Below are 18,403 nucleotides of genomic sequence, written 5' to 3' on the forward strand. Positions count from 1 at the left end.
ATCTTTTACTGAGCCGGTGTGAGTACCTTCTCTTCTACCCCATCCAGGCTGGCTTCGGGGCTATCTGCCTCCGATGGTGGCACCAATTGCCAGAACTTGGGCAGAAATTCTGACCAGTTCTCTAAAATTTGCTGGGCTTTTGGGCTACCTGTGCGATCGCCATGGGCTTTAATCAACGCCTGAAGTTGTTGCTCTCCGGCAGGGGTGATTACCCGTTGCATTTTGACAATTTCGGGATTGACCTTGGTTGGGAATGTGCCATCTTCATCCAGGAAGTAAGCCAGTCCGCCTGTCATGCCAGCGGCAACGTTGCGACCTGCTTTACCCAACACCACCACAATACCACCTGTCATATATTCACAACAGTGGTCTCCAGCACCTTCGATCACCGCCTGGGCTTTAGAGTTACGCACAGCAAAGCGTTCACCAGCTTGACCATTAGCAAATAAAGTGCCGCCGGTGGCTCCATAGAGGCAGGTGTTGCCAACAATTACATTGTCAGCAGGATTGTACGTTGCATCGGCAGGGGGCTGGATAATGATTTCACCACCGCACATGCCTTTTCCGACATAGTCGTTGGCTTCGCCTTCCAGCTTCAACCGCATTCCAGCCAGATTAAATGCCCCAAAGCTCTGACCAGCGCTCCCGGTGAAATTGAGGGTAATCTGTCCGACAAAGCCTGTGTCCCCATATTGTTTGGCGATCGCCCCTGCTAAGCGAGCGCCAACGGTGCGATCGGTGTTGACCAATGCCACGGCATGAGTCGCATGAGTCTGGGTTTGCAGAGCCGCTTGAATGGCTGGATCATTGAGCAATTCATCATCCAAAACTGGCCCGTTGCTATGAACGGGGGCATGGTTGAGCCAGCTACGGTTCTCTCGGGTATCGGGCAGATTGAGTAAGCAATCGAGATTCAAGGTTTGGGTTTTGTGCAGGCTGAGGTTATTACGTCGGGTGAGCAAATCTGCCCGCCCAATCACCTCATGCAACGACCGATAGCCCAGTTTGGCTAAGAGCGATCGCACTTCTTCGGCAACAAAGTAAAAGAAATTAACCACGTGGGCTGGGGTGCCGGTAAATCGCTGACGCAGCTTTTCTTGCTGGGTTGCCACCCCTACCGGGCAGTTATTGGTATGGCAGATGCGTGCCATGATGCAACCTTCGGCAATCATCGAGACGGAACCAAAGCCATATTCTTCGGCTCCCATCAATGCCGCAATCATCACATCCCACCCTGTCTTAAAGCCACCGTCGGCTCTCAGCAAGACGCGATCGCGCAGTTGGTTTTCGATTAGCACCCGATGCACTTCGGTTAATCCCAGTTCCCAGGGGACGCCTGCGTGTTTGATCGAACTCAGGGGCGAAGCACCTGTGCCGCCATCATGTCCCGAAATTTGGATAATGTCGGCGTTGGCTTTAGCCACGCCAGCGGCGATCGTACCGATGCCGACTTCCGCTACCAGTTTCACCGAGACTTGCGCCAGCGGATTGATCTGATGCAGATCAAAGATCAGTTGCGCCAAATCTTCAATTGAGTAAATGTCGTGGTGAGGCGGCGGCGAAATCAGTGATACGCCGGGTTTAGAGCGGCGCAGCATGGCAATGTAGGGACTGACCTTTTTACCGGGCAGTTGTCCGCCTTCACCGGGCTTGGCACCCTGCGCCATTTTGATTTCGATCTGTCTGCCACTCATCAAATACTCAGGGGTGACGCCAAACCGACCCGACGCTACTTGTTTAATGGCAGAACTGGCAGTGTCGCCATTGCGTAAGCCTTTGAGATGAGGGAAGAGGGGGGAATGTCCGGTTTCATCGACGTCATCCAAAATCTGGAAGCGAGTTGGATCTTCGCCACCTTCGCCACAGTTAGATTTGCCGCCCAACCGATTCATGGCGATCGCCAATGTTTCATGGGCTTCTCGGGATAACGACCCTAAGGACATTGCCCCGGTGCAGAAGCGTTTGACAATATCTTCCACAGGTTCAACGTCGTCCAGAGGAATAGCAGGGCGATCGCTGTTGAAGTCGAGTAAATCGCGCAATGCCGTTGCCGTCCGCCCCTCCAGATAGCTCATGTAGGTCTGGTAGTGGTCGTAATTTTTATCCGCAACCGCTTTATGCAGTGCTTTCGCCATTTCGGGGCTGTTCATGTGATATTCGCCCCCCGGCTTGTAGTTAAACAACCCGTAGTTCTCTAGCTTTTTGCCTGAGAGTTCAGGGAATGCCCGCTGATGGAATGCCAGCACTTCTTGCGCCAGGTCAGCCACACTTAAGCCGCCAACCCGTGATGCCGTTCCTCGAAATCCCAGGTCTAGCAGTTCGCCGCCAATCCCGATCGCTTCAAAAATCTGCGCCCCGTGATAGCTCGACAGTAGCGAAATTCCCATTTTCGAGAGAATTTTTAGTAGACCTGCTTCTAAGGCTTTGCGGTAGTTGTGTTGGGCTCCGGTAATCGTGGTAGTCGGCAGTTTGCCCCGTTCCATAAAGCTTTGAGTTTTAGAACTCGACCACCAATGGCGTACGGTTTCCCAGGTAAGATACGGACAAATCGCACTGGCACCATAACCAATCAAACATGCCGCATGGTGAGTACTCCAGCATTGCGCTGTGTCAATTACGATCGAGGTCTTCATCCGCAATCCCTGACGGATCAGGTGATGATGCACGGCACCGACAGCCAGTAGAGGGGGAATATAGCTGGTGGTCGCATTCAAACCCGCTGGCTGACTGGCAGCATTGGGGCGATCGCTTAAGACTAAAATTTCTGATCCGGCTCGAACGGCAGCGGTGGCCTGATCGCACAGGTTGCTAACCGCTTGCCGCAGAGCATCGTTCCCAGTGGTGATATCAAACAGCGTAGACAGTGCCGTGGTCGAAAAATTGGACTGCTGGATCGCGTCCAGATCCGCATCACTGAGAATTGGGGATTCTAGCTTGATCAACCGGGCATACTCGGGCTTCTCTTCTAGCAAGTTGCCGCGTGCGCCCAACTGGATTTTTAAAGACATCACCAGACTTTCCCGCAGTGGATCGATCGGCGGGTTGGTCACCTGGGCAAACCGTTGCTTGAAGTAGTCGTAGAGCAATCGGGGTTTGTTAGACAGCACCGCTAATGGGATGTCATCGCCCATGCAAAAGGTCGGCTCTTTGCCCTGCGCTGCCATCTCTTCGATGATCATCTCCATGTCTTCGGAGGTGTAACCAAAGGCAACCTGATGTCTGAGTAACGTCTCACCCTCTAACCAGGTGATTTCACCAAACGGTTGCGGATCGAGATCAACGCGATTGCTCTGTAACCACTGACCATAAGGCTGAGCATGGGCAACCCGTTGCTTGATCTCCCAGTTTTTGAGAATTTCATGGTTTTCCAGGTCAACGGCAATCATCTGTCCGGGTCCCAGCCGACCTTTTTCGACAATCTCCGATTCGGGTAAATCTACCACCCCCGCTTCAGACGAAACGACGATATGACCGTTGCGGGTAATGCTGTAGCGAGCCGGACGCAGTCCGTTGCGGTCTAGGGCAGCTCCGACCCGTTTGCCATCGCTAAACACCAGCAAGGCAGGACCATCCCAGGGTTCTTGGATGCCACTGTAATAGTCGTAGAACTCCACAATTTCGGGATGGCTATCTAAATCGGGCTGATTTTGGTATGCCTCTGGCACCATGATCATCAGCGCTTCCATCGGACTGCGTCCCGATCGCACCAATAATTCAAACACGTTGTCGAGGTTGGCAGAGTCGCTATTGTTTGCATTGACGGTCGGCAGCAATTGAGCCAGGCGATCGCCCCATTCTGAATGCACTAGATCGGCTTCTCGCGCCATCATCCAGTTGATATTGCCTAACAGGGTATTAATTTCGCCATTGTGCCCCAACAGTCGCATTGGTTGCGCCAAATGCCAGCGGGGCATCGTGTTGGTGCTAAAGCGACGATGGTAGACCGCAAACGCACTGGTATAAGCCTCGTGTTTGAGATCGGCATAAAACTCACCCAACACTGCCGATCGCACCATGCCCTTGTAAACCAGGGTACGGGACGAAAACGAGCACATGTATAACTCTTGCAGCTGAGCGGCTTCGTCTGGGGATAGCGTTTGCGATGCCGTGGCGATCGCCTGAATCGCTTGCTTGCGAATGAGATAGAGCTGTTGGTCTAGCTCATCCCCATGTGTATCAGCGGAGTAGACAAAGAGCTGTTCAATTTGGGGCTGGTTTTCTCTGGCTTGAATGCCTAACAATTCAGGATGGACAGGCACCTGCCGCCAGCCCAAAATTCGCAATCCGGCAGTGGTTAAAAGCTGGTCTAAAATCTGTCGTGCTGTTGCGGCGATCGCTGGAGATTGGGGCAAAAACACCATGCCAACCCCCATCTGCGATCGCGATAAATCGCCTGCGCCCTGCTCTGCCAACCAGGGTGAAAATAAGTCCCAGGGAATCGCCGTCATCAACCCAGCACCATCACCAGAGTCTTGATCAGCACTGCATCCTCCCCGATGCTCCAGACAGGTCAACGCGGCGATCGCCTCTGCGACTAATGTGTGGCTGGCTCGCCCATATTGATCAGCAATAAAACCGACACCACACGCATCTCGCTCTTCGACCAACCATCGTTGCCCTGCGTATCCTGACTCTGAACTCTGACTCTCTGGCCTGTGTTGATTCACGCTTATACCACCCATATAAATAACTGCGTTGGGAACTTATTGAAACGGTTGCTAAGTACTGCTTTTGCTGAAGTGGAGATGACAAAATTAAATAAAACTCGAACGTTAATGGATGCGATCGCAGCGACGCTGCGATCACATCCACTAACCAGATTGGAGGTCGAGTTTTTTGCCTCCGTCAACACTCTTTAGGTTTGGCAAGCCTGTACTGAGCTTTTTAATCATCAATTCACACAGAAGAAACTTAACTAATCGCTATGAAATCACGATCGCTTGACCGATTTCAGTAGTCACTATGCCTGTAACGATCTGTTCCGAAATATCAGTTGCTGTCTTCAATCCGATAGGTCGGCAGCTTTATTTCAATTGCACCTAACAGCCAGTGGTCTGATGACTCCCGACTTACCCAAACGGTCAACATCGGGCAAGGCTCATACAAGTGGGAAACCCTGCGGCAGTTAATCAACCGCAGAGGCAACACCGATAAGACGCCACATAGATTGTGCAAGCCCTGCATAGACGGACAGATTAAGAAGCTATTAAGAGTACTGGCGTCATCTCATCAAAGGAAGAGATTAAGGATCTTATAAAAAGTTAACGCGCTTTGCAATCCCTAATGACGAACCCAGGGTTTGACTGGCAAGAAGAAGGCTATACCCCCATTATGAAATGGGCATACGCGAGTTGTGGGCAGCACCCACTACAAACTTAAATTTTGTGAACCAAAAGACGGAAACAAAAGAGATCTGATGAATTCTTAAAAACAGATACAGATATATAGCAATCCTGAATGGGTTATGAGCGGCGCACCCCTGCGGGGTGCGCCGCTCATAACCCGCTTACCTTACAACTCAAAAAGAATTACAGATTAATTAACCTGTAATTCTTTTTGAGAGAGCGGCGGCTTCGCCGCCGCTCTCTCAAAAAGAATCGGGTTTTAATTAATTTGTAATCCTTAGGACTGCTATAGCCTAATTGCCAATGCTCTTTAAGGTCGAGGAGCGTAGATTGGATACAGCCCAATTCTCTAAAAGCGCGACGGCAATGCTGTCGCGCTCTGACAAAGAGTTACAGGTTTATCCATCTATGATCCTGAACGAATGGAGAGATTCTGTCAGACCCCTCTCCACCTGCCCAGCATAAGAGGTGGCTTATTTCCAGGCTTATGTCATTCGAGGCACATGGTTAAAAAGCGTCGTCTCCCCACACCGTCTCAGACTCATCTATCTAAATCTGCGTTCTGGCAGGGATGGAACTCCCTGTTTGGCATACAGCCCCCCAACCCTCGAGGTCTAAAATCTAGGGCTGATAAAACGCGTCCTGTTGGTTTCTTCCCATCGTTGCGAGTTCGTCGCTCTCTGTTTTGGGTGCTGGCGATCGCTATATCGTTTTACTTGGGTATTTCGAAAGTCAGCCAGGCGATTTCGATTACCCGTCCTGCGACTCCATTACAGTTAAATTTATCCTGGCAACCAACTCTGGCACAGGCTCCGGCAGTGCAAGTGATTCGCCAAGGCAATCAGGTGATTTTAAATGGCAAAGCGCTGAACGTACTCTGGAGTCAACGACAACAGGCGATCGGCATTGTCGATTCAAGTTTATTGCAGAGCTTTGGAGTTGAACTGTTAGATTCCAGAAATGCAGCTCAGCAACCTGTGCAATGGTTCTCGCAACCCACGGTCGAACCCATCGTGTTGCCCACCTGGTACACCAGTCAATATCGCTATCTTGATATCACTCCACTGGCACAACAGGCTGGCTGGCGAGTTCAAGTAGATGGTTCGGTTTTAAGAATTTCTACGCCCGCTTCACGCGTCCTGGGCTTACGGCAGGGCAGACAAGACTGGGGCGATCGCATTGTGGTCGATTTAGATCAACCGGCTCGTTGGCAAGTTTCAGAGCAAGATCGCGAGGTTATCGTAACGCTTGATGCTCAGATTGACCCTGCCACTGTGCAATCGTTTAGATTTAGCCCCGCCAACCGCATCACCTCTGTGAGAGTGGCATCCAGTAACGGTCAAACGAATGTTCACATTGGCATTCCCAGTGGGTTACGGCCTCGATTGTGGACATTACCAGATCCCAACCGAGTGGTAATCGATATTCGTTCAGACTCTCTGGTGGCGCGAGACATTCTGTGGGCACCCGGCATCCGCTGGCAACAACGCTACGTGGCATTAGGCTCTGCCCAGTTCCCGGTGATTTCATTGGAGGTCAATCCACGTCAACCGGGGGTCAGCCTTAAACCCATTACCAGTAGTCCTTCTACGACCATTGGGACGACACCTCTGGTCACTATGGCTCAGCTTTGGCAAACTGCGGCTGCTATCAATGGTGGTTTTTTTAATCGCGATACTCAAATGCCACTCGGAGCCATCCGCCAGGATGGACGCTGGGTTTCGGGTCCCATTCTCGGTCGAGGGGCGATCGCCTGGGATAACGCCGGGGGCGTTTATATCAACCGCCTGAGTTTGCAAGACTCCATCACAACCTCGACCGGACAACGATTCCCTATCCTCTCTCTCAACAGCGGTCTTGTCGGAGCCGGAGTCTCTCTCTACAGTCCAGACTGGGGATCAACTTACACGTCCATAACGGACAGTGAAGTATTAGTCACCATCCGCAATAACCAGGTGGTCAGCCAACAATCTGCTTCAACGGCTGGACAAGTTTCTGTCCCGGTTCCCAGAGATGGCTATCTTTTGGTGATGCGCTCTTACGATGAGGCTGCCCGAGCTATGCCTGTTGGCACAACGCTTCAGCGAGAAACCCAAACTTTACCCGTTGAATTCGGGCAATTCTCTCAAATTATGGGAGGGGGTCCTCTTCTTTTAAAGAATCGTCAAGTGGCTTTAAATGCCGGAGCTGAGAACTTTTCAGATGCCTTTAGTCGCCAAGCTGCCCCCCGCAGTGTCATTGGGCTAAATGCGGAGGGTAATCTAGTAGTAGCTGCCATTCACAATCGCCCCAATGGCTTTGGTCCAACGTTGTCAGAAACCGCACAGCTGATGCAACGTCTGGGGTTGGTTGATGCAGTCAACTTAGATGGGGGCAGTTCAACAAGTCTCTATTTAAGCGGACAACTGATCAACCGTTCACCTCGAACGGCAGCTAGAGTCCATAACGGCATCGGCATATTCTTGCAACCCAATTTTTAATAGTCCCTTCTAATAGTCTCTTCTTCCCATCCCATCACGGTTTGGATCTACTTAAACAAGTCTTGCTGGTTTTATCGCAGCCGCAGGGCTGGGTAGGACAGGGGTTCTACCGCTGCACTCCGTCCTAAATTAACCCTTCAGTTGCTATAGGAACGACTTTGAATGTGAAACCTTCAGTTTCACATTCAAAGTCATTCCAGAATTCAGCAATACCACTCAAAAAACTTTGAGAGTCTACGCAAACCGTTTATGTTTTGTGCCCAAAGGGCACAAAACATAAACGGTAGAGCGATAAGGATGAAGACTCTGTATAGATCGGTTGATTGGGGCTTGGTTTGAGTGCGGTACCCCAGCATATTTTGCTATCTTTAATGACGGTTCGGGTAGAAACTCCGTCTTTCATCCTTGGCAATTCTCCTACCCAATTGAAAGAGCAAAGGTTAAAACTGGGGAATGTTAGGATACTGACCTCGGTCTGAGGTGTACCTCCACATCGGCTCTAGATGACTTAAGTTCTATTTAATTCGGTAGTCATTATGCATCAGGTCAGTTTTCTGTTAACGGACTCTGTAAAAAATCAATTGTGAGTGTTTTCTGTTCAGCTGGTTAGGGTCAGCCATGTAAGTGTTTGGAATCTGTACCCTATGCAGAGCCTCTAGCTCTGCCCCCCTTGAATCACAATCTATTTCCGATGACGTGTACTCAGACGTTAGAGAACAGAAACCTAAATCAACTTAGGAGAAGATATCATGGCTCAACCTCAAGAAGTCGCTCAATCCAATGTTTCATCCTTACCTGTGGTGACAACACCAAAGGGCGTTGCTGCAACCGAACTGAGACCATGGGGCTCGTTTACTATTCTGGAAGAAGGACGAGGCTACAAGATCAAGCGAATTGAAGTAAAATCTGGGCACCGCCTCAGTCTCCAGATGCATCATCATCGCAGTGAACACTGGATCGTGGTATCGGGTACGGCAAGGGTGATTTGCGGCGACAACGAGATTTTGCTATCCAGCAACCAATCCACTTACGTTCCTTCTTGTACAAATCATCGTTTAGAAAATCCTGGGGTCATTCCCTTGGTGTTGATCGAGGTTCAAAACGGTGAGTATTTAGGGGAAGATGACATTATTCGGTTTCAAGATGACTACTCTCGCAGCGATCGCTAGTTTGACGGTGAGCTGAGACGTAAATATCTAATACACCAAATTAAAAGGGTGGAGGAGATTGGGGGCGTCGCCCCCAATCTCCTCCACCCTTTAGTGTTTACGCGACTAGACTCACCCGCTTGCATATAGATAGCTGGACGTAACCCTGTGTCATACTAGATCTGCGCTCTACTCAAAATTTTTGTAGTCCGTATCTTGCATGATTCATCTCACTCCGTCAGCGATCGCTGAAATTAAACGCCTCATGGCAACACATCCCAACTCAGCGCAAGCCGTTTGCCGTTTGCGTATCCAATCAGGGGGCTGTGCCGATTTTTATTATTCACTGGGGTTGGATCTGGCGATCGCCACAGATGAAATCGTTGTAGAACGAAATAATATTCAAATTGTCTTGGATTCTCAAACTCAGAGTTACATCAACGATTTAACAATTGACTACTCAGAAGACTTGATGGGGGGTGGATTTCGCTTTCATAACCCCGATGCAATCAAAACGTGCGGGTGTGGCAATTCCTTTTCCTTAGCCTAAGCTCGTTAAGAAGTCTCCACAAAATCCTAAAGATAAAAAGATAAATTGACAGCAATTCGCTAAAGTTGATAAAGTAAGAGACTGTTGAAAGTCAAGATCCCACTCAAAAAAGCATTCCTACTTATAGACCATGCCCACTATCCAGCAACTCATTCGTGATGAACGCCAGAAAATGCAGAGACGGACAAAGTCTCCTGCTCTCAAAAGCTGTCCTCAGCGTCGAGGTGTCTGCACGAGAGTTTATACAGCGACTCCTAAGAAACCAAACTCAGCACTTCGTAAAGTAGCCAGGGTTCGCCTCACATCTGGCTTCGAAGTCACAGCATATATTCCTGGTATCGGTCATAACCTGCAAGAGCACTCAGTGGTCATGATCAGAGGTGGGCGGGTTAAAGATCTTCCTGGTGTTCGATATCACATCATTCGTGGCACACTGGATGCTGCTGGAGTTAAAGATCGCAAGCAAGGGCGCTCCAAATATGGTGCAAAGCGTCCAAAAGCAAAGTAAATTAGCCTTTTTAGACTGAATAGAGACGAATTCCAATAGGATGAGTCTTTATCTCCTCTAATTTTCTGAGCGCGCACGATTTGTTCGTCGGTAGCGTATCATGGTCGCCCGGTTTCAATCTTTTCAGCAGTCCACCAGCTATTGAAGTTTAGATAATTTATGTCTCGTCGCACAGTTATTCAAAAGCGTTCCGTTCCGCCAGATCCGGTTCACAATAGTCGGCTTGTCAGTATGATGGCTCGGCGCTTGATGAGATCTGGCAAAAAATCGCTTGCTCATGGCATTATCTACGATGCCTTTCAAATCATTCAAGAGCGGACTGGCTCAGATCCATTAGAAACATTCGAAAAGGCAGTGCGGAACGTCACTCCTTTAGTCGAAGTCAAGGCTCGTCGAGTCGGCGGTGCGACTTACCAAGTTCCCATGGAAGTCCGTTCCGATCGGGGTATTGCTCTTGCACTCCGTTGGTTGACCCAATTTTCTCGGCAACGATCAGGTCGAACAATGGCAAGTCGTTTAGCCAACGAACTGATGGATGCAGCAAACGAAACAGGTAGTGCTATCCGGAAAAGAGAAGAAACCCATCGTATGGCGGAAGCAAACAAAGCCTTCGCACACTATCGTTATTAATTCTTCTGAGCCTTAATACTCGTCACGGTTTGTTTCAGCAAGATGTTTAGGCATTTTTATGTCTCTTTTTGATGCACATCTCGTTGCAATTCCGAGCGAGTTATGGGTTTGCGGCGAAAAGTATAAAATCTTAATAAAGTCGCTAGTATAAGTATCGACGGTAGATACTTGAGGAGATAGCTGTGGCACGCACCGTCCCACTTGAGAAAGTAAGAAATATCGGCATTGCCGCGCATATTGATGCGGGCAAGACGACGACGACTGAGCGAATTCTATTTTACTCTGGTGTCGTCCATAAGATTGGGGAAGTTCATGATGGGAACACCGTAACTGATTGGATGGATCAGGAACGGGAGCGTGGAATCACGATCACGGCTGCTGCCATAACCTCTAGCTGGAAAGATCATCAGATCAACATTATCGATACGCCGGGGCACGTTGATTTTACAATCGAGGTCGAGCGTTCTATGCGCGTCCTGGATGGTGTAATCGCAGTTTTTTGTTCCGTAGGTGGAGTTCAGCCGCAATCCGAAACCGTTTGGCGTCAGGCAGATCGCTATAAAGTTCCTCGAATTGCTTTCATCAATAAGATGGATCGAACCGGGGCAAACTTTTACAAGGTCTATAATCAGATTCGCGATCGCCTTCGAGCAAACGCAGTCCCTATCCAATTGCCGATTGGTAGTGAAGATGTGTTTGAGGGCATTGTTGATCTCGTTGAGATGAAAGCCTTCATCTATACAAACGATCTCGGTACAGATATTAAGGAAATAGAAATTCCTGACGATATTCGAGGGTTGGCTGACGAGTATCACAATAAACTGATCGAGTCGATTGCAGATACAGATGACAGCTTGACAGAAAAATATCTGGAGGGGTTAGAGTTTACCTCAGAAGAGATTAAGATTGGTATTCGCAAGGCAACCGTTGCAGGAACCGTTGTTCCTTTGCTATGTGGGTCTGCCTTTAAAAATAAAGGAGTTCAGCTCCTCTTAGATGCCGTCGTTGACTATCTTCCCTCACCTCTTGAAGTTGCAGCCGTACAGGGAACTCTGCCCGATGGTTCAGCCGTTGAACGGGTCGCAAGTGACTCAGAACCTTTATCGGCATTAGCGTTCAAGGTGATGTCTGATAAATTTGTGGGTCGTTTAACCTTTATCCGGGTTTATTCGGGCGTCTTAAAGAAAGGGAGTTATGTTCTCAATTCTTCTAAAGATAAAAAAGAGCGAATCTCGCGGCTGATTGTTTTAAAAGCTGACGAACGAATTGACGTGGATGAATTACGCGCAGGAGATTTGGGTGCTGTTCCGGGTCTATCATATACTTTGACTGGGGACACACTCTGTGATGAATCTTCTCCCGTTATTCTTGAGTCTCTCTATGTCCCCGAACCTGTGATTTCGGTTGCGGTCGAGCCGAAGACTAAGCAGGATATGGAGAAAATGTCTAAGGCTCTAAAGGCGCTTTCTGAAGAAGATCCTACGTTCCGGGTGAGTATCGATCCTGAAACGAACCAGACCGTCATCGCTGGTATGGGTGAGCTTCACCTTGAAATTCTAGTTGACCGAATGCTACGTGAATTTAAGGTTGAGGCAAATGTGGGAGCTCCTCAGGTAGCGTATAGAGAGACTATCCGTAAATCTGTAAGACAAGAAGGTAAATTTGTTCGTCAGAGTGGCGGGAAAGGTCAATATGGTCATGTCGTGATAGAGGTGGAGCCAGGTGAACCGGGGAGCGGCTTCGAGTTTGTCTCGAAGATTGTGGGCGGCATTGTTCCTAAAGAATATGTGCCTCCCGCAGAGCAGGGTATGAAAGAAGCCTGTGAATCTGGTATCTTGGCTGGTTATCCAGTCATCGATATCAGAGCCATTCTGGTAGATGGTTCTTATCACGATGTGGACTCTTCTGAAATGGCTTTTAAGATCGCTGGTTCAATGGCGATTAAGGAAGCTGTAATGAAGGCTTCTCCTGTTCTTCTTGAGCCTATGATGAAAGTTGAAGTAGAGGTTCCAGAAGATTTCCTAGGAGATGTGATGGGTGATCTGAACTCGCGTAGAGGACAGATCGAAGGTATGGGTTCCACAGACGGCATCGCTAAGGTATCTGCAAAAGTACCGTTAGCAGAAATGTTTGGATATGCCACCGATATTCGGTCTAAGACTCAAGGTCGGGGTATATTCTCAATGGAGTTCAGTCACTATGAAGAGGTGCCTCGGAATGTGGCTGAGACAATTATTGCTAAAAGCAAAGGGAACGCATAGTCAGTAAAGAAGGACAGATAGATTCATGGCACGCCAAAAATTTGAACGAACTAAGCCTCACGTCAATATCGGTACTATTGGTCACGTCGATCATGGTAAAACAACGCTGACAGCAGCGATCACAACGACTCTGGCTGCTATGGGGCAAGCCCAAGCGAAGAAGTACGACGAGATTGATGCTGCTCCTGAGGAAAAGGCTAGAGGAATCACCATCAACACAGCTCACGTTGAGTATGAGACGGGTGAACGCCACTACGCGCATGTAGACTGCCCCGGTCACGCTGACTATGTTAAAAACATGATCACCGGAGCAGCTCAAATGGATGGTGCCATTTTAGTTGTAGCGGCAACAGATGGTGCGATGCCTCAAACCAAAGAACATATTCTTTTGGCTAGACAGGTCGGCGTTCCTAGCATTGTTGTCTTCATGAACAAGGTCGATCAAGTCGATGATGAGGAATTGTTGGAACTGGTTGAACTAGAGCTGCGTGAGTTGCTCAGTTCGTATGAATTCCCCGGTGACGATATTCCTATCATCAAAGGTTCTGGCTTGATGGCTCTGGAAGCAATGCAAGCTAATCCAAAGACGTCTCGCGGAGACAATGATTGGGTAGACAAGATCTACGAATTGATGGATGCCGTAGATGCTTACATTCCTACTCCTCAGCGGGATATTGACAAGCCCTTCTTGATGGCAGTTGAAGACGTGTTCTCAATCACGGGACGTGGTACCGTTGCTACGGGTCGGATTGAACGGGGTAAGGTCAAAGTCGGTGAGACGGTTGAGCTTGTGGGTATCAGAGATACTCGAACCACTACTGTGACGGGGATTGAAATGTTCCGTCGTAGCCTCGAAGAAGGTATGGCTGGTGATAACGCCGGTATTCTGCTTCGGGGTATTCAGAAAGCTGACATTGAGCGGGGAATGGTTATCGCTAAACCCGGTTCAATCACACCTCATACTGAGTTTGAAGGTGAGGTTTACGTTCTAACTGAGAAAGAGGGTGGTCGTAAAACGCCGTTCTTCTCCGGTTATCGTCCTCAGTTTTACGTTCGGACTACGGATGTGACGGGTACTATCAAGGCATTTACTGCGGATGACGGTACGAATTCTGAGATGGTGATGCCCGGCGATCGCATCAAAATGAACGTTGAGCTGATCAACGCGATTGCTATTGAGCAGGGTATGCGATTTGCAATTCGTGAAGGTGGTCGCACCATTGGAGCAGGCGTCGTCTCCAAGATCCTGAAGTAACGCAACTCTCTAGATCTTATTAACCAGCAGCCAATAAAATTGACTGCTGGCTTATAGGTCTGTTTCGGATCAAAAAATTAAGTAAAGCCTAAATGTTATTTTTGGAAGCGCGGCGTCGCCACGCTTCCAAAAATAAGTCCTTGGTTTTATTAAATCTATGATTCCCAGAGAAGCACCGGGTGGGATACCTCTGTGGTTTTCTGACTGATTTCAGACTATCGAATCCGATTTTGGCGAGATTTGAGATACAGGTACTAGGTTAGAGCTTTTGCATTCTCAGACAATCGCTAGGTTGATCAACTGAGTGTCCCGACAAAAGCGTTGTCATCTCCTGTACTCGCTTTAAATTTGGTATGAGTTTTAGAGTTTGATTGAGCAATTCGATCGATTGTTTACACACCTTGATAATTCAAGAGTAACGTTTTTGACCTATGGCAACTATTCAACAGCAAAAGATTCGTATTCGCCTCAAAGCTTTTGATCGACGTCTTTTGGACACTTCATGCGAAAAGATTGTTGATACTGCAAATCGGACGAATGCAACTGCAATTGGACCTATTCCTTTGCCCACTAAGCGTCGTATTTATTGTGTTTTGCGTTCGCCTCACGTAGATAAAGACTCCCGCGAACATTTTGAAACTCGTACTCACCGTCGGATTATCGATATTTATCAACCGTCTTCTAAGACGATTGATGCACTGATGAAGCTTGATTTGCCTGCTGGTGTAGATATTGAAGTTAAACTGTAATTATTAGACTGGTTGTCTTAGCCGTTAGCGCTTGGGCACATGCGATACACTAAGTGCAGTGGTTGTACAGAAGACCTAAAGCTGATTTGCTGAAGAAGTTTAACACCCTGGGTCTTCAGTCTAGTGAGTTTTACACGGGAATGAGCCTATAATGACACCCTCTTCATCGGTTGCTGTTCGAGAGCTTCCTCTTTTTCCCCTTCCTGAAGTTGTTTTGTTCCCCGGTAGAAAGCTGCCACTGCACGTCTTTGAATTTCGCTATCGCATTATGATGAACACAATTCTCCAAAGCGATCGCCGCTTTGGGGTCTTGATGGTTAATCCATTGGATGGCAAGGTTGCTAATGTTGGGTGTTGTGCCGAAATTATTCATCATCAACGATTGCCAGATGATCGGATGAAGGTGATGACGCTAGGGCAACAACGTTTCCGAGTGCTAGATTACGTTCGTGAGCGTCCCTATTATGTTGGCTTAGTCGAGTGGATCGAAGATCATCCGAGCGATCGCGATTTACATCCTCTTGCGATCGAGGTTGATCAATTGCTTCGGGATGTGGTGCGGTTGTCTGCTAAGCTTACGGGTCAAGGGATTGAGTTGCCAGATGATATCCCCGATCTACCCACTGAGTTATCGTATTGGGTTGCGGGGAATTTGTATGGTGTGTCTCAAGAACAACAATCCTTATTAGAGATGCAAAATACGGAAGATCGGTTGACCCGAGAGTCGGAAATTTTGACATCAACTCGGAATCATTTAGCAGCTCGAACGGCTCTTAAAGACGCATTTCAACCGTAACCTGCGTCAGTTGGTTATAGGAAAAAACTGTGGAGAGCATCGCTTCGCGATGCTCTCCACTAGTGCTTTGTCAAGTATTTTCTGACGGGTGATGTGCCGCGCTTCGTACGGCACATCACCCGTTTTAAGCGTCAATTTTTAATGGACAGATCACTAGTAGTACACCAACTTAAAAGTTTTAGAGGGGGTGGAGGGGGTAAAACCCCCTCTTGGGGGCGCAGCCCCCAAACCCCCATGTTGCAAAATTCGTGTTTGCAACACTAGTTTGTCTTTAAATCGATAGTGGAACCCTATGCTGCTTGCTGCGCGAATGGCATAGGGTTTTGTAGCATGATTCCCAACAGATTGTGGTTATCTAGAGGCTGGTTCAACCGTTTAAAATGCTGTAGCTGCCCAGTATTTTAAGCGTTTCTGTAAACGTTTCTAATTCTCTAATGGCAAGTTGAACAGATTCATCAAAAATATTGGCTTCGATATCAATAAAGAAGAGATAGTCTCCTAGCGATCGTTTCGTCGGACGGGATTCGACCCGGCTAAGATTAATGTTCCGTTCTGCAAAAATCTGTAGGGCTTTTGCCAGAGAACCGGGGCGATTGGCTGGGAAACTGAAGGCTAAGGATGCATGACTGCCAACCGATGAAGGTTCCTGGCTCACTGCCCAAAATCGGGTGCAATTGTCGGCATAATCGTTAATTGGGTATGCCATCACAGGAGCGTCATACAGCTTGGCTGCTCGTTGTGAGGCGATCGCTGCAAAATCGGGTGTCTCTTTAAGCCGTTGAACGGCTTCACTCGTAGAACTAATAGCAACAACCTGAGCATTGGGCAAATAGGTTTCAAGCCATATCTGACATTGCGCCAGCGCTTGAGGATGAGAATAAACCGTCTGAATCAGATCGAGTGTTGTTGAATATGACAGTAATGCATGGGCGATAGGGAGGACAACCGCTTGCTGCACTTGTAAGTGATCCAGTTGCCAGAGCGTATCCAGGGTAACGGTGACACTCCCTTCAATTGAGTTTTCAACGGGAACTACACCAAAATCAGCTTGCCCATTAGCAACTGCTCGAAGCGTTTGAGCAATCGTGGGATACGGGTGTAACTCATAATGTTTATCTGGATTTACAGTGCGTAGAGTATCAGCGTAGGTGAGGGCTGCAACCTCTGTGTACGTTCCAGAGGGACCTAAGTGAGCAATAGAATAAATCTTCATAAGGAATGATAGGCTGGCAGCCATGAAAAACGGGGAATTTGCAACATTCAGTTAAGTTATCTCAGTAATTGACTGCTTTGATCGATATACTTCATGAAGTCAACCTAGATTTCTTGGAAAAATTGTAAAATTTAGTTACGGCTATTCATTTTGAGATAGACGTACTGTCTCTATCTTCACCATCATGCAAGTTTTATTCACCGCTTCTCAATCCGTCGAGTTAGTTGTTGCAGATCAGCCCATTCCAATTCACCACTATCTACGGCAGCCACAACGATTGATCAGGGCGTTGGTTGACCCTAGCCGTGTCGAGCAGATTGGTTCAGATTGTTTTCGACTCAAGATGCGTCCCTTGAGTTTTATGATGCTCAGCATCCAACCTACCGTCGATATTGAAGTGGTTGCAGAATCAAACGGCAGGATTGATTTGAAATCTGTAGCATGCGAAATTCGTGGGGTTGAATATATCAACCGTCGGTTTCATCTCGATTTAGTGGGCTGTTTGATACCCGTTAAGCAGGGAGAATTAACCTTTTTGGTAGGGAAAGCAGATTTAAATGTGCAGGTAGAGCTACCTCCGGCGTTGTGGATGACACCCAAGCCTATTTTAGAAGCGACTGGCAATGGGTTGTTGCGCAGTGTTTTGTTAACCATTAAGCAACGACTGATGCACCAATTATTGTCTGATTATCGGCAGTGGGCGATCGCCCAGACCGAGGTTGCAGGTGATTTGGGCATCGATCAGTGTTCTTCCGTATTGTCATCAACATTATCGGCAAACAGCTCGATCGGATAGCTGTATTGAATGATGGGTATCTGACATGGTTTAAAGGATTTTCGGTGGTGTCGGGAAGCTCCTAAGGTCAACAGACCCGATTGATGTTTGGCAGTGCCGTACCCTTTATTCGTTGCCAGGTCGTATCCAGGATATTTAATAGCCAAACGCTCAATTAACTGATCTCGCCACACCTTAGCAATAATGCTAGCTGACGCGATCGCAATAGAATGTTGATCGCCTTTAATCATCGTTTCCTGAGCCATTGGCAAGTCGGGCACCTTTTGATTGCCATCGATTAAGCATAGCTGTGGTTGCGGCTGCAAACGTAAAATTGCTCGCCTCATGGCTATGAGAGACGCCCGTAAGATATTCAGCCGATCAATTTCTTGGGCGGACGCCAGACCGATTTGACAGGCGATCGCTCGGGTACGAATGTCACAATATAGCTGTTTCCGTTTTGCTGGAGACAGTTTTTTGCTATCTGTGACCCCTAGATCCGCTAGCTCACTCAGTTCTTTCTCCGATACGATGACGGCGGCAGCAACAACGGGACCAAATAGAGCGCCTCGACCGACTTCATCAACCCCAGCAATCCATAGGAAACGGTCTGTCATTGGTAAGCAACAGAGATTAATTTAACAAGAGCCATGAAGGGCTTGCTTCTCAAGGCTCTCATCGGTCAGTCATGGT

The 18,403-nt window shown here is 48.2% G+C and carries 14 protein-coding genes; 10 read left to right on the top strand and 4 right to left on the bottom strand.

Annotation, left to right across the window (positions count from 1 at the left end; genetic code table 11):
* Nucleotides 1-5: 5 nt before the first annotated feature.
* A complete protein-coding gene (locus ACR6Z4_RS03920) occupies nucleotides 6-4,682 on the bottom strand; it encodes a glutamate synthase-related protein (RefSeq protein WP_479715908.1) in 4,677 nt (1,558 codons plus the stop codon).
* Between the two features lie 307 nt (nucleotides 4,683-4,989).
* Nucleotides 4,990-5,184, bottom strand: a complete 195-nt coding sequence (locus ACR6Z4_RS03925) for a hypothetical protein (RefSeq protein ID WP_479715909.1) — start codon at nucleotides 5,182-5,184, stop codon at nucleotides 4,990-4,992.
* Between the two features lie 823 nt (nucleotides 5,185-6,007).
* Between ACR6Z4_RS03925 and ACR6Z4_RS03930 the strand changes: the two genes are divergently transcribed.
* The 9 genes from ACR6Z4_RS03930 to ACR6Z4_RS03970 all read left to right on the top strand — a co-directional run bounded on the left by ACR6Z4_RS03930 (nucleotide 6,008) and on the right by ACR6Z4_RS03970 (nucleotide 15,722).
* Nucleotides 6,008-7,825: a phosphodiester glycosidase family protein gene (locus tag ACR6Z4_RS03930; RefSeq protein WP_479715910.1), complete on the top strand. Its 1,818-nt coding sequence runs from the start codon at nucleotides 6,008-6,010 to the stop codon at nucleotides 7,823-7,825.
* A 749-nt stretch (nucleotides 7,826-8,574) separates the two neighbouring features.
* Complete coding sequence (locus tag ACR6Z4_RS03935; protein ID WP_479715911.1) at nucleotides 8,575-8,994, top strand: cupin domain-containing protein; 420 nt, start codon at nucleotides 8,575-8,577, stop codon at nucleotides 8,992-8,994.
* A 199-nt stretch (nucleotides 8,995-9,193) separates the two neighbouring features.
* Nucleotides 9,194-9,523, top strand: coding sequence for a HesB/IscA family protein (locus tag ACR6Z4_RS03940; protein WP_479715912.1), 330 nt, complete (start codon nucleotides 9,194-9,196; stop codon nucleotides 9,521-9,523).
* Nucleotides 9,524-9,653: 130 nt separating this feature from the next.
* Nucleotides 9,654-10,031 (top strand): 30S ribosomal protein S12, encoded by a 378-nt coding sequence (gene rpsL / locus ACR6Z4_RS03945; protein ID WP_479715913.1) that lies wholly within the window; start codon nucleotides 9,654-9,656, stop codon nucleotides 10,029-10,031.
* A gap of 159 nt (nucleotides 10,032-10,190) precedes the next feature.
* A complete protein-coding gene (rpsG, locus tag ACR6Z4_RS03950; RefSeq protein ID WP_479715914.1) occupies nucleotides 10,191-10,661 on the top strand; it encodes a 30S ribosomal protein S7 in 471 nt (156 codons plus the stop codon).
* 182 nt (nucleotides 10,662-10,843) lie between these two features.
* Nucleotides 10,844-12,922: an elongation factor G gene (fusA, locus tag ACR6Z4_RS03955; RefSeq protein WP_479715915.1), complete on the top strand. Its 2,079-nt coding sequence runs from the start codon at nucleotides 10,844-10,846 to the stop codon at nucleotides 12,920-12,922.
* Between the two features lie 25 nt (nucleotides 12,923-12,947).
* Nucleotides 12,948-14,177 (top strand): elongation factor Tu, encoded by a 1,230-nt coding sequence (tuf, locus tag ACR6Z4_RS03960; RefSeq protein WP_479715916.1) that lies wholly within the window; start codon nucleotides 12,948-12,950, stop codon nucleotides 14,175-14,177.
* A gap of 431 nt (nucleotides 14,178-14,608) precedes the next feature.
* Nucleotides 14,609-14,926: a 30S ribosomal protein S10 gene (gene rpsJ, locus ACR6Z4_RS03965; RefSeq protein ID WP_018399487.1), complete on the top strand. Its 318-nt coding sequence runs from the start codon at nucleotides 14,609-14,611 to the stop codon at nucleotides 14,924-14,926.
* Between the two features lie 151 nt (nucleotides 14,927-15,077).
* Nucleotides 15,078-15,722 carry an LON peptidase substrate-binding domain-containing protein gene (locus ACR6Z4_RS03970; protein ID WP_479715917.1) on the top strand — a complete coding sequence of 215 codons (645 nt, stop codon included), beginning with the start codon at nucleotides 15,078-15,080 and terminating at the stop codon, nucleotides 15,720-15,722.
* Nucleotides 15,723-16,089: 367 nt separating this feature from the next.
* Here ACR6Z4_RS03970 and pheA read toward each other — a convergent pair whose 3' ends face one another.
* Nucleotides 16,090-16,935 (bottom strand): prephenate dehydratase, encoded by an 846-nt coding sequence (pheA, locus tag ACR6Z4_RS03975; protein ID WP_479715918.1) that lies wholly within the window; start codon nucleotides 16,933-16,935, stop codon nucleotides 16,090-16,092.
* A 184-nt stretch (nucleotides 16,936-17,119) separates the two neighbouring features.
* On the opposite strand from pheA, the gene ACR6Z4_RS03980 reads away from it, so the two are divergent.
* The gene (locus ACR6Z4_RS03980; RefSeq protein WP_479715919.1) at nucleotides 17,120-17,731 is read left to right on the top strand and encodes a DUF1997 domain-containing protein; all 612 of its coding nucleotides are present in this window, start codon (nucleotides 17,120-17,122) and stop codon (nucleotides 17,729-17,731) included.
* Here ACR6Z4_RS03980 and ACR6Z4_RS03985 read toward each other — a convergent pair.
* A complete protein-coding gene (locus ACR6Z4_RS03985; protein WP_479715920.1) occupies nucleotides 17,677-18,327 on the bottom strand; it encodes a ribonuclease HII in 651 nt (216 codons plus the stop codon). The genes ACR6Z4_RS03980 and ACR6Z4_RS03985 overlap by 55 nt on opposite strands.
* Nucleotides 18,328-18,403: the final 76 nt, after the last annotated feature.

This window comes from Calyptranema fuscum S582, assembly GCF_055793305.1.

Coding starts and splice junctions, on each gene's coding strand:
- ACR6Z4_RS03920 (WP_479715908.1), bottom strand. CDS start 4,682: ATGGGTGGTATAAGCGTGAATCAACACAGGCCAGAGAGTCAGAGTTCA.
- ACR6Z4_RS03925 (WP_479715909.1), bottom strand. CDS start 5,184: ATGCAGGGCTTGCACAATCTATGTGGCGTCTTATCGGTGTTGCCTCTG.
- ACR6Z4_RS03935 (WP_479715911.1), top strand. CDS start 8,575: ATGGCTCAACCTCAAGAAGTCGCTCAATCCAATGTTTCATCCTTACCT.
- ACR6Z4_RS03940 (WP_479715912.1), top strand. CDS start 9,194: ATGATTCATCTCACTCCGTCAGCGATCGCTGAAATTAAACGCCTCATG.
- rpsL (WP_479715913.1), top strand. CDS start 9,654: ATGCCCACTATCCAGCAACTCATTCGTGATGAACGCCAGAAAATGCAG.
- rpsG (WP_479715914.1), top strand. CDS start 10,191: ATGTCTCGTCGCACAGTTATTCAAAAGCGTTCCGTTCCGCCAGATCCG.
- tuf (WP_479715916.1), top strand. CDS start 12,948: ATGGCACGCCAAAAATTTGAACGAACTAAGCCTCACGTCAATATCGGT.
- rpsJ (WP_018399487.1), top strand. CDS start 14,609: ATGGCAACTATTCAACAGCAAAAGATTCGTATTCGCCTCAAAGCTTTT.
- ACR6Z4_RS03970 (WP_479715917.1), top strand. CDS start 15,078: ATGACACCCTCTTCATCGGTTGCTGTTCGAGAGCTTCCTCTTTTTCCC.
- pheA (WP_479715918.1), bottom strand. CDS start 16,935: ATGAAGATTTATTCTATTGCTCACTTAGGTCCCTCTGGAACGTACACA.
- ACR6Z4_RS03980 (WP_479715919.1), top strand. CDS start 17,120: ATGCAAGTTTTATTCACCGCTTCTCAATCCGTCGAGTTAGTTGTTGCA.
- ACR6Z4_RS03985 (WP_479715920.1), bottom strand. CDS start 18,327: ATGACAGACCGTTTCCTATGGATTGCTGGGGTTGATGAAGTCGGTCGA.